Source organism: Streptomyces sp. NPDC001410 (assembly GCF_042895235.1).
In the GTDB taxonomy this organism is placed as follows: domain Bacteria; phylum Actinomycetota; class Actinomycetes; order Streptomycetales; family Streptomycetaceae; genus Streptomyces.
The window spans coordinates 255,565-269,038 of sequence record NZ_JBIAWE010000009.1; the positions used below are offsets into that span (position 1 = coordinate 255,565).

Sequence of the window (13,474 nt, forward strand, 5' to 3'; positions counted from 1 at the left end):
CACCCACCCGTCAACCCCGATTGGACGTCCCATGGAGACGAAGCCGGCGCGTGTCCGCATCCTCGACGCCGCTCACGAGCTGATGCTCACCGTCGGACTCGCCCGCGCCACCACCAAGGAGATCGCCAGGGCGGCCGGCTGCTCCGAGGCGGCGCTCTACAAGTACTTCGACAGCAAGGAGGAGCTGTTCGTCCAGGTGCTCGCCGAGCGCCTGCCCCGGCTCACCCCGCTGCTGAGCAGTCTCGCGGCCGAGCCGGGCCGGGGCACCCTGGAGGAGAACCTCACCGAGATCGCCCGCCAGGCGGCCCTCTTCTACGAGCAGAGCTTCCCGATCGCCGCCTCCCTGTACGCCGAGACGCAGCTCAAGCGGCGGCACTACGAGGCGCTGCGGAAGATCGGCTCCGGCCCGCACACGCCGATCGAGAGCCTGGACGCCTATCTGCGCGCCGAGCAGGCCGCCGGCCGCGTCCGCGCCGACGCCGACACCTTCTCGGCCGCCTCGCTCCTCCTCGGCGCCTGCGCCCAGCGCGCGTTCGCCTACGACGCCACGGAGAGCGGCGAAGGACCGCCCGTGGACGCGTTCGCCGCAGGGCTGGCCCGGACCCTGCTGGGCGGCGTGGCCGCGTAAAACCCCGTTGCGCGGGACGGCGGCCGGTCGCCACGCTGACGCCATGAGGCATCGCACATGCGGCTGAGGCTGCGAGAGTTCCGGTTCAGGACGGGGCCGCACGAGCACCGTGTGGTCCAGCCCTGGCAGCCGCTGCGGCACACGTCACTGCGCGACCCAGCGCCGTACGGCGTCCTGACCGGCGACCACGACGGGCTCAACCGGCTGGCCGGCCTGTTCTCCTTCGCCGCCTACTCGCGGCACACCGTCGTCCACATCCCGCTGCGCGACACCGTCACCGCGCACCACGGAGGCGGCGGCGAGCCCGTCGACCTGGTCCTGGCCCACCACACCTACGGGCTGCGGCCCAGCAGATGGCCCGAGCTGCGCCGCAGGCTGGCCGGGGGCACCCCGTTGACCGTCCGCACCGACGAGGCGCGCACCGCGCGCGACGCGGCCGCCTGGGAGCGGCGCAGCCACGACAGCGGCTTCCGGGACGAACTGCGTCACACCACCCACGCGCGGACGTTCTTCCTCATCGGCAGCCGTGACGTCTTCGCCGGCACGGCCATGGAGTGCGCCTCGGCGGCGGGCTGGGGACCGCGTCAGAAGCGGATCGTGAAGGGCGGCTCCGCCCTCATGGGCTGCATCCGCGGTCTGGAGTCCGAGGCGGACCCGTGGCGCAGCCCCGAGGTGCTGATCTGCTTCCAGGCGTATCCGCCCTACGCCCACTTCAGACGGCCGGGCGAGTCAGCCACTCGTCCACGCCGGCCAGCAGCCGCGCCCTGACGTCCTCGGGCGCCGCCGAACCCCGCACCGACTGCCGGGCCAGCTCCGCCAGCTCCGCGTCCGTGAAGCCGTGGTGCTGGCGGGCGATCTCGTACTGGGCGGCCAGCCGGGAGCCGAAGAGCAGCGGGTCGTCGGCGCCGAGGGCGAGTGGGACGCCCGCCTCGAAGAGCGTGCGCAGCGGCACGTCCTCCGGCTTCTCGTAGACACCGAGCGCCACGTTCGACGCCGGGCAGACCTCGCAGGTCACGCCCCGGTCGGCGAGCCGCTTCAGCAGCCGCGGGTCCTCCGCCGCGCGCACACCGTGCCCGATCCGCGAGGCGTGCAGGTCGTCCAGGCAGTCGCGCACCGACGCCGGACCGGTCAGCTCCCCGCCGTGCGGGGCCGACAGCAGGCCGCCGTCGCGTGCGATGGCGAAGGCGCGGTCGAAGTCCCGCGCCATGCCCCGCCGTTCGTCGTTCGACAGCCCGAAGCCGACCACGCCCCGGTCGGCGTAGCGCACCGCGAGCCGGGCCAGCGTGCGCGCGTCCAGCGGGTGTTTCATACGGTTCGCCGCCACCAGGACCCGCATCCCGAGTCCGGTCTCCCGCACCGTGGTGTCCACCGCGTCCAGGATGATCTCCAGGGCCGGGATCAGACCGCCCAGCCGGGGCGCGTACGACGTCGGGTCCACCTGGATCTCCAGCCAGCCCGAGCCGTCCTTCAGGTCCTCCTCGGCGGCCTCCCGGACCAGCCGCTGGATGTCCTCCGGCTCCCGGAGGCAGGAGCGCGCCGCGTCGTACAGCCGCTGGAAGCGGAACCAGCCGCGCTCGTCGGTCGCGCGCAGCTTCGGGGGCTCGCCGCTGGTCAGTGCCTCGGTCAGGACCTCGGGCAGGCGCACGCCGTACTTGTGGGCCAGCTCCAGGACGGTCCCCGGCCGCATCGAGCCGGTGAAGTGCAGGTGCAGATGGGCTTTCGGCAGCCCCCGGACATCTCGAACTGTCTCCATCAACTCTCCGTATGCGCTAGGCTCCGCTCCGTGCCGAGAGGTGCCGGGCAGGGCTTGTCCGCCGCTGGGCGTCAGCCGAGTGGGAAGCCCGCAAGGGCGGAGTCACCCCAGGATCCTGCCGCAACAATCCTGGCCAGGCAGCGAGTTTCCCGAACGGGCGCGTGCCTGAACGCACAAGCGGGCCCCCGGTCCCACCGGAGGCCCGCTTGTGCGTCGTATGCGTCAGTCCCGCGCCTCCGCGAGCAGCTTCTGCATCCGGCTCACGCCCTCGACGAGGTCCTCGTCACCGAGCGCGTACGACAGCCGCAGGTAGCCCGGGGTGCCGAAGGCCTCACCCGGGACGACCGCGACCTCGGCCTCCTCCAGGATCAGCGCGGCCAGCTCGACGGTGTCCTGCGGGCGCTTGCCGCGGATCTCCTTGCCGAGCAGGCCCTTGACCGACGGGTAGGCGTAGAACGCGCCCTCGGGCTCGGGGCACAGCACGCCGTCGATCTCGTTGAGCATCCGCACGATGGTCTTGCGGCGCCGGTCGAAGGCCTCGCGCATCTTCGCCACGGCCTCCAGGTCGCCGGAGACGGCGGCCAGGGCGGCCACCTGGGCCACGTTGGAGACGTTCGAGGTGGCGTGCGACTGCAGGTTCGTCGCGGCCTTGACGACGTCCTTCGGGCCGATGACCCAGCCTACGCGCCAGCCGGTCATGGCGTACGTCTTCGCCACACCGTTGACCACGATGCACTTGTCGCGCAGCTCGGGCAGGAGCGCCGGCAGCGAGGTGAACTTCGCGTCGCCGTAGACGAGGTGCTCGTAGATCTCGTCCGTGAGGACCCACAGGCCGTGCTCGACGGCCCAGCGGCCGATCGCCTCGGCCTCCTCCTGGGGGTAGACCGCGCCGGTGGGGTTCGACGGGGAGACGAAGAGCACGACCTTCGTCTTCTCCGTGCGGGCTGCCTCCAGCTGCTCCACGCTCACCCGGTAGCCGGTGGTCTCGTCGGCGACGACCTCCACCGGGACACCGCCCGCGAGCCGGATCGACTCGGGGTAGGTCGTCCAGTACGGCGCCGGGACGATGACCTCGTCGCCCGGGTCGAGGATCGCGGCGAACGCCTCGTAGATGGCCTGCTTGCCACCGTTGGTCACCAGGATCTGGGACGCGTCGACCTCGTAGTTCGAGTCGCGCAGCGTCTTCGCGGCGATCGCGGCCTTCAGCTCGGGCAGGCCGCCGGCCGGCGTGTAGCGGTGGTACTTCGGGTTCTTGCAGGCCTCGACGGCCGCCTCGACGATGTAGTCCGGCGTCGGGAAGTCGGGCTCACCGGCGCCGAAGCCGATCACCGGACGCCCGGCGGCCTTCAGGGCCTTGGCCTTGGCGTCCACGGCGAGGGTGGCGGACTCGGAGATCGCGCCGACTCGGGCGGAGACCCGGCGCTCGGTGGGAGGGATTGCAGCGCTCATGGGCCCATCGTTCCAGACCGGAAACGACCCCGGCACGCGGGTTTCACGGACTGAACAGCAAGGGGTCGAGACATGAACAGGGATCCGAATCCGGCCCCCGGCCAGGACGATCTTCGGTCCGGTGACTCCGGACAGGCACTTTCTGTTCGACGCCGGGCCGCGGACCACGTACACTCTCACCTCGTTGGCCTTCAGCAGCCGCTCCGCAACCGGTGCACACCGAGCACCCGTCCGGATGCGGTACGTTGGGGGACACGCAAAGGGTCGTAGCTCAATTGGTAGAGCACCGGTCTCCAAAACCGGCGGTTGGGGGTTCAAGTCCCTCCGGCCCTGCTACACACACCGCAAAGATGTGTGCACATGTACGTACAGCGATGCACCGCCGTGCGGCTCAGACCGGGCGCGGCACGGCCACGACCCGGAATCAGGTGAGGACGAATGACGGACGCCGTGGGCTCCATCGACACGCCTGATGCCCAGGACGAGGCGCTGGAGACCAAGAAGAAGGCCCGCAAGGGTGGTAAGCGCGCCAAGAAGGGCCCGCTGAAGCGCCTCGCCATCTTCTACCGACAGGTCATCGCGGAACTCCGCAAGGTCGTCTGGCCGACGCGCAATCAGCTGACGTCGTACACCACCGTGGTGATCTTCTTCGTCACCATCATGATCGCCCTGGTGACCGTGATTGACTATGGGCTCAACCACGCGGCCAAGTACGTCTTCGGCTGAGCCAAGAGCGAAGGGCGCCGTGGTACCGGCGCCCGTTTTCGCATGTTCTACCCCTATGTATCCAGGAAGAAGCAGCCATCGTGTCTGACCCGAACCTGAACGACGCCATCGAGCCGGACGAGACGGTGGACGACGAGCTCGACATCGTCGAGGGCGCGGACGAGCAGGACGAGTTCGAGGCTGCCGAGGCCGAGGCGGGCGAGCCGGCCGAGGAGGCCGCTGTGCACGTCGAGGACGAGGACGAGGCCGAGGAAACGGTCGAGACCGAGGAAGAGGTCGAGGCGGAGGCCGCCGCCCCGGTCGACCCGGTCGAGGCTCTGCGCGCGGAGCTGCGGTCCCTGCCCGGCGAGTGGTACGTCATCCACACGTACGCCGGCTACGAGAACCGCGTGAAGACGAACCTGGAGCAGCGTGCCGTCTCGCTGAACGTCGAGGACTACATCTTCCAGGCCGAGGTGCCGCAGGAAGAGGTCGTCCAGATCAAGAACGGCGACCGCAAGACGATCAAGCAGAACAAGCTGCCGGGTTACGTCCTGGTCCGCATGGACCTGACCAACGAGTCCTGGGGCGTCGTCCGCAACACCCCCGGCGTCACCGGCTTCGTGGGCAACGCCTACGACCCCTACCCGCTGACCCTGGACGAGATCGTCAAGATGCTCGCCCCGGAGGCGGAGGAGAAGGCCGCCCGCGAGGCCGCCGAGGCCGAGGGCAAGCCCGCCCCGCAGCGCAAGGTCGAGGTCCAGGTGCTGGACTTCGAGGTCGGCGACTCGGTCACCGTCACCGACGGCCCGTTCGCCACGCTCCAGGCGACCATCAACGAGATCAACCCCGACTCGAAGAAGGTCAAGGGCCTGGTGGAGATCTTCGGCCGCGAGACGCCGGTCGAGCTCTCCTTCGACCAGATCCAGAAGAACTAGTTCCTTCTGGAGCAATTGCTTCCGCGCAGGTCAGGCAGGCTCTCGCTGGGGGGTACCCCCGCTTGCGGGGGACAGTCTGACCTGCACGGTTTTTGGCCGCACATCCATACCCGTTATCGTTGTGCGGTATGCCTGCGTCCGGGTGGCCCCCGGATGCCGGCAGGACCCGAATCGAAAGGACCCGGAGAGCTATGCCTCCCAAGAAGAAGAAGGTCACGGGGCTCATCAAGCTCCAGATCAACGCCGGTGCGGCGAACCCGGCCCCGCCGGTCGGCCCCGCGCTCGGCCAGCACGGCGTCAACATCATGGAGTTCTGCAAGGCCTACAACGCCGCGACCGAGTCGCAGCGTGGCTGGGTGATCCCGGTGGAGATCACGGTCTACGAGGACCGCTCCTTCACCTTCGTCACCAAGACCCCGCCGGCCGCGAAGATGATCCTCAAGGCCGCTGGTGTCGAGAAGGGCTCCGGCGAGCCGCACAAGACCAAGGTCGCCAAGATCACCGAGGCGCAGGTCCGCGAGATCGCCCAGACCAAGCTTCCCGACCTGAACGCCAACGACCTGGACGCCGCGTCCAAGATCATCGCTGGCACCGCCCGCTCCATGGGCATCACGGTCGAGGGCTGAAGCCCACCTTCGTAGAACCACCGTGGTAGGGCCTGCTCGGCCCGTACACCACGACTCCTCTCAGAACACACAGGAGCAGTTGTGAGCAAGCGCAGCAAGGCTCTCCGCGCTGCGGACGCCAAGGTCGACCGGGAGAAGCTGTACGCCCCGCTCGAGGCCGTCCGTCTCGCCAAGGAGACCTCCACGACCAAGTTCGACGGCACCGTCGAGGTCGCCTTCCGTCTGGGTGTCGACCCGCGTAAGGCCGACCAGATGGTCCGTGGCACCGTGAACCTCCCGCACGGCACCGGTAAGACCGCCCGGGTCCTGGTCTTCGCGACCGGTGACCGTGCCGAGGCCGCGCGTGCCGCGGGCGCCGACATCGTCGGCGCCGACGAGCTGATCGACGAGGTCTCGAAGGGCCGCCTGGACTTCGACTCCGTCGTCGCCACCCCGGACCTCATGGGCAAGGTCGGCCGCCTCGGCCGCGTGCTCGGTCCGCGTGGTCTGATGCCGAACCCGAAGACCGGCACCGTCACCCCCGACGTGGCCAAGGCCGTCACCGAGATCAAGGGCGGCAAGATCGAGTTCCGCGTCGACAAGCACTCGAACCTGCACTTCATCATCGGCAAGACGTCCTTCGAGGACACCCAGCTGGTGGAGAACTACGCCGCGGCGCTCGAGGAGATCACCCGTCTCAAGCCGTCCGCCGCCAAGGGTCGCTACATCAAGAAGGCCGCCATCAGCACCACGATGGGCCCCGGCATTCCGGTCGACTCGAACCGCACCCGCAACCTCCTCGTCGAGGAGGACCCGGCCGCCGTCTGAGCCCCGCGCTCACCCCGGTAGCCGCGTCAGGTACGCGTAAGCAGAGGGCGGGCCCTGGAACCTGAAAGGTTCGGGGCCCGTCCTTTCTTTGTGCGACTTTTCGTACGACTGTCAGTGGCCTGGGTTACGTTGCAGGCACAGGACTCGCATAGGGGTGGGACTACATGAAGAGCACGACCGTACGCCGGGTGACCCTTTCCGTCGCAGTGGTGACCGCGCTGACCGGTGTGGCCGCCTGCGGCTCGCAATCCGGGAGCGACAAGACGGTCGGCAAGAGCGTCACGCATGTCAGCCCCCTCGCCGCCCTGCTCTCCGCCGAGAAGTCCACGGACAAGGCCGAGTCGGCCAAGGTGCGCTCCAGCACGACCCTCGGCGACACCATGTCGATGACGGCCGACGGCGCCCTCGCCTGGGGCAACGGCCTCAAGGGCAACCTCACCATCACGTACACCGGCGGCAAGATGGCCGAAGCGATGCGCAAGGCCGGCACCACGTCGATGCAGGCCCGCTATCTGCCCGACGCCTACTACGCGAAGATGAGCGAGAAGTTCGCCGCGCAGTTCGGCGGCAAGCACTGGATCAAGTACGCGTACGACGACCTCGCCAAGCTCGGCGGCGGCTCCGGCGCGTACCTCAAGGACCAGATGCAGAACACCACGCCGAACCAGTCGGTGAAGCTGCTGCTGGCCTCCGGTGACGTGAAGAAGGTCGGCCAGGAGAAGGTCTCCGGCGTCGACGCCACGCACTACTCGGGCACGGTCGACGTCGCCGACCTCGCCGGCAAGAACAGCAACCTCACCGCCGACCAGCTGGCCGGCCTGAAGAAGCAGCTCAGCCAGGCGGGCGTCACCACCGAGACCATCGACATCTGGGTCGACGGCCAGGACCTGCTGGTCAAGAAGATCGAGAAGGCGGACATGGCGACCGGCACCATGACCAGCACGGCCTACTACACCGACTACGGCGTGAAGGTCGCCGCCGAGGCGCCCCCGGCCGCCGACACCAAGGACTTCACGGAGCTGATGAAGGCCGGCGGCCCCGGGACCGTGTCGGGCAGCAGCACCAGCACCGCCTCCTGAGGCCTGCACCCAGAAGGACCGGGGCGGCCCCGTAGGGCCCGATTTGCTCGACACCGCCCCGGTCCCGTACTCTCCTACCGAAGCCAAAGACCGCTGGTCGTTGCCGCGCGCTCTAACGAGGGTGCGGTGGCCGAAGGATCCGCTGCAAAGTGGGCGACCCGCGCAGGTGACGTGGAAGAACTCCCGGAGCATACGCGCTCATGCGTGTGCGGCCGGTCGAGTCCGCCCCGAGCGCCTGCGCCGGGGCGTTTGTTTTACCCAGTCCTCCTTCGGGTCCGCGCGGTCCGAATCACCCGGAAGGAGGCCGAGGCTCTATGGCGAGGCCCGACAAGGCTGCCGCGGTTGCCGAGCTGACGGACAAGTTCCGCAGCTCCAACGCCGCCGTGCTGACCGAGTACCGCGGTCTCACCGTGGCGCAGCTCAAGACGCTGCGCCGGTCGCTCGGTGAGAACGCCCAGTACGCCGTGGTGAAGAACACGCTGACCAAGATTGCGGCCAACGAGGCCGGGATCACGCTGGACGACCAGCTCTTCGCTGGTCCGACGGCCGTCGCCTTCGTCACCGGTGACCCGGTGGAGTCGGCGAAGGGTCTGCGTGACTTCGCCAAGGACAACCCGAATCTCATCATCAAGGGCGGTGTCCTTGAGGGTAAGGCGCTGTCCGCCGATGAGATCAAGAAGCTTGCGGACCTCGAGTCCCGCGAGGTTCTGCTCTCCAAGCTGGCGGGTGCCTTCAAGGGCAAGCAGTCGCAGACTGCTCAGCTCTTCCAGGCGCTTCCCTCGAAGCTCGTCCGCACCGTGGACGCGCTTCGTGCCAAGCAGGACGAGCAGGGCGGTGCCGAGTAACTCGGCTCGCTTTCTGATCCTCGCCGCATGAGGTGAGGGTCGATGCGGGCCCGACGTACGCCCGCCTTACCCAGTACACCCGGCACCCGCCGATTTAGTGGAAGGATCGCCCATCATGGCGAAGCTCAGCCAGGAAGACCTGCTCGCCCAGTTCGAGGAGATGACCCTCATCGAGCTCTCCGAGTTCGTGAAGGCCTTCGAGGAGAAGTTCGACGTCACCGCCGCCGCCGCGGTCGCCGTTGCGGGCCCCGCCGTCCCCGGCGCCCCGGTCGAGGCTGCTGAGGAGAAGGACGAGTTCGACGTCATCCTCACCGGCGCCGGCGACAAGAAGATCCAGGTCATCAAGGTCGTGCGTGAGCTGACCTCGCTGGGTCTGAAGGAGGCCAAGGACCTCGTCGACGGTGCCCCGAAGCCCGTCCTCGAGAAGGTCGCCAAGGACGCCGCCGAGAAGGCCGCCGAGTCCCTCAAGGGCGCCGGCGCCTCCGTCGAGGTCAAGTAAGACCTCTCGGAGTCCCCGCGACTCTCTCCGCGCGCTGAGTACGGCCTCCTAGGGCTGTAACGCGAACGCACCGAAGAGCGATCATCCATCCGGGTGGTCGCTCTTCGGTGTATCCGGGGGTCCGGCCTCGGTTGCCTTGCACCCGTGGTGGCGGCGGGTATGGTGATCTTCGTCGTGTCTCCGGACGGTCCCGTTTGGGCTGGGGGGCCTTGACGAACCGCACGCAGCGCGCAATTCTCAGGACGCGTCGTCACAAGGATCCGAATCCGAGGCATGGATCGACGACGAAGAGGGCAGTATCAACGTGCGTTGAGGGCAGCATGCCGAGGGCGTTGACAAGGGTGTTGAGCACAACGAGGGTCTCGAAAAACCCGCACTGGACATCAGTGTGCCAAGTGGCTACACTGACCCTTTGCGCTGCCTGTTAGCTGTCCCCTGCCCGTCACCAGGGGTCTGCCCTCACTCCAGCATCGATGACCGAAGCTCCCTTGACCTGGGGTTTCTGTCTCTGTGTACGGAGAGGGACCGGCACGCGCGTAGTGAGTCCGAGCCCTCGGAAGGACCCCCTCTTGGCCGCCTCGCGCAACGCCTCGACCGCGAATACGAACAACGGCGCCAGCACCGCCCCGCTGCGCATCTCCTTTGCAAAGATCAAGGAGCCTCTTGAGGTTCCGAACCTGCTCGCGCTGCAGACCGAGAGCTTCGACTGGCTGCTCGGCAACACCGCCTGGCAGAGTCGGGTCGAGGAGGCTCTTGAGAACGGTCAGGACGTCCCCACCAAGTCCGGTCTGGAGGAGATCTTCGAGGAGATCTCCCCGATCGAGGACTTCTCCGGGTCGATGTCCCTGACGTTCCGGGACCACCGCTTCGAGCCGCCGAAGAACTCCATCGACGAGTGCAAGGAGCGCGACTTCACGTACGCGGCTCCGCTCTTCGTCACCGCCGAGTTCACCAACAACGAGACCGGCGAGATCAAGTCCCAGACCGTCTTCATGGGCGACTTCCCGCTCATGACGAACAAGGGCACCTTCGTCATCAACGGCACCGAGCGTGTCGTGGTGTCTCAGCTGGTCCGTTCCCCCGGTGTCTACTTCGACTCCAGCATCGACAAGACGTCCGACAAGGACATCTTCTCCGCCAAGATCATCCCGTCCCGGGGTGCCTGGCTGGAGATGGAGATCGACAAGCGCGACATGGTCGGTGTCCGCATCGACCGCAAGCGCAAGCAGTCGGTCACCGTGCTGCTCAAGGCGCTCGGCTGGACGACCGAGCAGATCCTCGAGGAGTTCGGCGACTACGAGTCGATGCGCGCCACCCTGGAGAAGGACCACACCCAGGGCCAGGACGACGCGCTGCTCGACATCTACCGCAAGCTGCGTCCGGGCGAGCCCCCCACGCGTGAGGCCGCGCAGACGCTGCTCGAGAACCTCTACTTCAACCCGAAGCGCTACGACCTCGCCAAGGTCGGCCGCTACAAGGTCAACAAGAAGCTGGGCGCGGACGCTCCGCTCGACGCGGGCATCCTGACCGTCGAGGACATCATCTCGACGATCAAGTACCTGGTGCAGCTGCACGCCGGCGAGACCGAGACCACCGGTGACAACGGCGACACGATCGTCGTCGAGACGGACGACATCGACCACTTCGGCAACCGTCGTCTGCGCAGCGTCGGCGAGCTGATCCAGAACCAGGTCCGTACGGGTCTCGCCCGTATGGAGCGTGTCGTGCGCGAGCGCATGACCACCCAGGACGTCGAGGCGATCACGCCGCAGACCCTGATCAACATCCGGCCGGTCGTCGCCTCCATCAAGGAGTTCTTCGGCACCAGCCAGCTGTCCCAGTTCATGGACCAGAACAACCCGCTGTCGGGTCTCACCCACAAGCGCCGTCTGTCGGCTCTTGGCCCGGGTGGTCTCTCCCGTGAGCGGGCCGGCTTCGAGGTCCGTGACGTGCACCCGTCGCACTACGGCCGCATGTGCCCGATCGAGACCCCTGAAGGCCCGAACATCGGTCTGATCGGCTCGCTCGCCTCCTACGGCCGGGTCAACGCGTTCGGTTTCGTCGAGACCCCGTACCGCAAGGTGAACAACGGCCAGGTCACCGACGAGGTCGACTACCTGACCGCCGACGAGGAGGACCGCTTCGTCATCGCGCAGGCCAACGCCACGCTGAACGACGACCTCCGGTTCGTCGAGGCGCGTGTCCTGGTCCGCCGCCGTGGCGGTGAGGTCGACTACGTCAGCCCCGAGGACGTCGACTACATGGACGTCTCGCCGCGCCAGATGGTGTCGGTCGCGACCGCCATGATCCCCTTCCTCGAGCACGACGACGCCAACCGTGCCCTCATGGGCGCGAACATGATGCGTCAGGCCGTTCCGCTCATCAAGTCGGAGGCCCCGCTCGTCGGTACCGGCATGGAGTACCGCTCCGCCGTCGACGCCGGCGACGTGGTCAAGGCCGAGAAGGCGGGTGTGGTCCAGGAGGTCTCCGCGGACTACATCACCACGGCCAACGACGACGGCACGTACATCACGTACCGCCTGCACAAGTTCGCCCGCTCCAACCAGGGCACCTCGGTCAACCAGAAGGTCGTCGTCAACGAGGGCGACCGGATCATCGAGGGCCAGGTCCTCGCCGACGGTCCGGCCACCGAGAACGGTGAGATGGCCCTCGGCAAGAACCTGCTCGTGGCGTTCATGCCGTGGGAGGGTCACAACTACGAGGACGCGATCATCCTGTCGCAGCGCCTCGTGCAGGACGACGTCCTCTCCTCGATCCACATCGAGGAGCACGAGGTCGACGCCCGTGACACCAAGCTCGGCCCCGAGGAGATCACCCGGGACATCCCGAACGTCTCCGAGGAGGTCCTCGCCGACCTCGACGAGCGCGGCATCATCCGCATCGGTGCCGAGGTCATCGCCGGTGACATCCTCGTCGGCAAGGTGACCCCGAAGGGTGAGACCGAGCTGACCCCCGAGGAGCGCCTGCTGCGCGCGATCTTCGGTGAGAAGGCCCGTGAGGTCCGTGACACCTCGCTGAAGGTGCCGCACGGTGAGACCGGCAAGGTCATCGGCGTGCGCGTCTTCGACCGCGAGGAGGGCGACGAGCTGCCGCCGGGCGTGAACCAGCTGGTCCGCGTCTACGTCGCGCAGAAGCGCAAGATCACCGACGGTGACAAGCTCGCCGGCCGCCACGGCAACAAGGGTGTCATCTCCAAGATCAACCCGATCGAGGACATGCCGTTCCTGGAGGACGGCACCCCGGTCGACATCATCCTCAACCCGCTGGGTGTCCCGTCCCGAATGAACCCGGGACAGGTCCTGGAGATCCACCTCGGCTGGCTCGCCAGCCGCGGCTGGGACGTCTCCGGCCTCGCGGACGAGTGGGCGCAGCGTCTGCAGGCCATCGGCGCCGACCAGGTCGCCCCCGGCACCAACGTCGCCACCCCGGTGTTCGACGGTGCCCGTGAGGACGAGCTGGCGGGTCTGCTGCAGCACACCATCCCGAACCGCGACGGCGAGCGCATGGTGCTCCCGTCCGGCAAGGCGCGGCTGTTCGACGGCCGTAGCGGTGAGCCGTTCCCGGACCCGATCTCGGTCGGCTACATGTACATCCTGAAGCTGCACCACCTGGTCGACGACAAGCTGCACGCCCGTTCGACCGGGCCGTACTCGATGATCACCCAGCAGCCGCTGGGTGGTAAGGCCCAGTTCGGTGGCCAGCGCTTCGGCGAGATGGAGGTGTGGGCCCTCGAGGCCTACGGCGCCGCGTACGCCCTCCAGGAGCTGCTGACCATCAAGTCCGACGACGTCACCGGCCGCGTGAAGGTCTACGAGGCCATCGTCAAGGGCGAGAACATCCCCGAGCCCGGCATCCCCGAGTCCTTCAAGGTGCTCATCAAGGAGATGCAGTCGCTCTGCCTGAACGTGGAGGTGCTGTCCAGCGACGGTATGTCCATCGAGATGCGTGACACCGACGAGGACGTCTTCCGCGCTGCGGAGGAGCTCGGTATCGACCTGTCCCGGCGCGAGCCGAGCAGCGTCGAAGAGGTCTGACGGGAGTCCGGCGGGGCCCTTACCCACAGGGCCCCGCCGACCCCCAGGCCCCCGTTTCAGACCACAGACTTACGACCCTGAGAGGGATTG

At 67.9% G+C, this 13,474-nt stretch carries 12 protein-coding genes and 1 tRNA gene; 11 read left to right on the forward strand and 2 right to left on the reverse strand.

Features of this window, described 5'->3' with window-relative positions:
- Positions 1 to 31: 31 nt before the first annotated feature.
- Together ACFY3C_RS21705 and ACFY3C_RS21710 are read left to right on the forward strand one after the other, a co-directional pair.
- Entirely contained in the window at positions 32 to 628 is a 597-nt protein-coding gene (locus ACFY3C_RS21705) for a TetR/AcrR family transcriptional regulator (protein ID WP_390771913.1), read from the forward strand.
- A 57-nt stretch (positions 629 to 685) separates the two neighbouring features.
- Entirely contained in the window at positions 686 to 1,396 is a 711-nt protein-coding gene (locus tag ACFY3C_RS21710) for a hypothetical protein (protein WP_386577170.1), read from the forward strand.
- On the opposite strand, the gene ACFY3C_RS21715 is transcribed toward ACFY3C_RS21710, so the two are convergent.
- Positions 1,341 to 2,381, reverse strand: coding sequence for an adenosine deaminase (locus ACFY3C_RS21715; RefSeq protein ID WP_390771914.1), 1,041 nt, complete (start codon positions 2,379 to 2,381; stop codon positions 1,341 to 1,343). The two genes, ACFY3C_RS21710 and ACFY3C_RS21715, sit on opposite strands and share 56 nt — an antisense overlap.
- Before the next feature lie 222 nt (positions 2,382 to 2,603).
- Positions 2,604 to 3,830, reverse strand: coding sequence for a pyridoxal phosphate-dependent aminotransferase (locus ACFY3C_RS21720; RefSeq protein WP_386577172.1), 1,227 nt, complete (start codon positions 3,828 to 3,830; stop codon positions 2,604 to 2,606).
- 260 nt (positions 3,831 to 4,090) lie between these two features.
- Between ACFY3C_RS21720 and ACFY3C_RS21725 the strand changes: the two genes are divergently transcribed.
- From ACFY3C_RS21725 to rpoB, 9 genes are all read left to right on the forward strand, one after another.
- Positions 4,091 to 4,163: transfer RNA gene (locus tag ACFY3C_RS21725), tRNA-Trp, on the forward strand.
- Positions 4,164 to 4,268: 105 nt separating this feature from the next.
- Positions 4,269 to 4,556: a preprotein translocase subunit SecE gene (gene secE / locus ACFY3C_RS21730; RefSeq protein WP_386577173.1), complete on the forward strand. Its 288-nt coding sequence runs from the start codon at positions 4,269 to 4,271 to the stop codon at positions 4,554 to 4,556.
- A gap of 80 nt (positions 4,557 to 4,636) precedes the next feature.
- Positions 4,637 to 5,473, forward strand: coding sequence for a transcription termination/antitermination protein NusG (gene nusG, locus ACFY3C_RS21735; protein WP_386577174.1), 837 nt, complete (start codon positions 4,637 to 4,639; stop codon positions 5,471 to 5,473).
- Positions 5,474 to 5,664: 191 nt separating this feature from the next.
- Entirely contained in the window at positions 5,665 to 6,099 is a 435-nt protein-coding gene (rplK, locus tag ACFY3C_RS21740) for a 50S ribosomal protein L11 (protein WP_037858373.1), read from the forward strand.
- Positions 6,100 to 6,180: 81 nt separating this feature from the next.
- Positions 6,181 to 6,906, forward strand: coding sequence for a 50S ribosomal protein L1 (gene rplA / locus ACFY3C_RS21745; protein ID WP_145886696.1), 726 nt, complete (start codon positions 6,181 to 6,183; stop codon positions 6,904 to 6,906).
- A gap of 164 nt (positions 6,907 to 7,070) precedes the next feature.
- The gene (locus tag ACFY3C_RS21750) at positions 7,071 to 7,985 is read left to right on the forward strand and encodes a hypothetical protein (RefSeq protein WP_390771915.1); all 915 of its coding nucleotides are present in this window, start codon (positions 7,071 to 7,073) and stop codon (positions 7,983 to 7,985) included.
- A gap of 314 nt (positions 7,986 to 8,299) precedes the next feature.
- Positions 8,300 to 8,830: a 50S ribosomal protein L10 gene (gene rplJ / locus ACFY3C_RS21755; RefSeq protein ID WP_390771916.1), complete on the forward strand. Its 531-nt coding sequence runs from the start codon at positions 8,300 to 8,302 to the stop codon at positions 8,828 to 8,830.
- A 115-nt stretch (positions 8,831 to 8,945) separates the two neighbouring features.
- The gene (gene rplL / locus ACFY3C_RS21760) at positions 8,946 to 9,329 is read left to right on the forward strand and encodes a 50S ribosomal protein L7/L12 (RefSeq protein WP_389187562.1); all 384 of its coding nucleotides are present in this window, start codon (positions 8,946 to 8,948) and stop codon (positions 9,327 to 9,329) included.
- 569 nt (positions 9,330 to 9,898) lie between these two features.
- Positions 9,899 to 13,384, forward strand: coding sequence for a DNA-directed RNA polymerase subunit beta (gene rpoB, locus ACFY3C_RS21765; RefSeq protein WP_386577178.1), 3,486 nt, complete (start codon positions 9,899 to 9,901; stop codon positions 13,382 to 13,384).
- Positions 13,385 to 13,474: the final 90 nt, after the last annotated feature.

What these genes read in the sequence shown, in the direction of transcription:
- ACFY3C_RS21705 (WP_390771913.1), top strand. Translation starts at nt 32, where the DNA reads ATGGAGACGAAGCCGGCGCGTGTCCGCATCCTCGACGCCGCTCACGAG.
- ACFY3C_RS21710 (WP_386577170.1), top strand. Translation starts at nt 686, where the DNA reads ATGCGGCTGAGGCTGCGAGAGTTCCGGTTCAGGACGGGGCCGCACGAG.
- ACFY3C_RS21715 (WP_390771914.1), bottom strand. Translation starts at nt 2,381, where the DNA reads ATGGAGACAGTTCGAGATGTCCGGGGGCTGCCGAAAGCCCATCTGCAC.
- ACFY3C_RS21720 (WP_386577172.1), bottom strand. Translation starts at nt 3,830, where the DNA reads ATGAGCGCTGCAATCCCTCCCACCGAGCGCCGGGTCTCCGCCCGAGTC.
- secE (WP_386577173.1), top strand. Translation starts at nt 4,269, where the DNA reads ATGACGGACGCCGTGGGCTCCATCGACACGCCTGATGCCCAGGACGAG.
- rplK (WP_037858373.1), top strand. Translation starts at nt 5,665, where the DNA reads ATGCCTCCCAAGAAGAAGAAGGTCACGGGGCTCATCAAGCTCCAGATC.
- ACFY3C_RS21750 (WP_390771915.1), top strand. Translation starts at nt 7,071, where the DNA reads ATGAAGAGCACGACCGTACGCCGGGTGACCCTTTCCGTCGCAGTGGTG.
- rplJ (WP_390771916.1), top strand. Translation starts at nt 8,300, where the DNA reads ATGGCGAGGCCCGACAAGGCTGCCGCGGTTGCCGAGCTGACGGACAAG.
- rplL (WP_389187562.1), top strand. Translation starts at nt 8,946, where the DNA reads ATGGCGAAGCTCAGCCAGGAAGACCTGCTCGCCCAGTTCGAGGAGATG.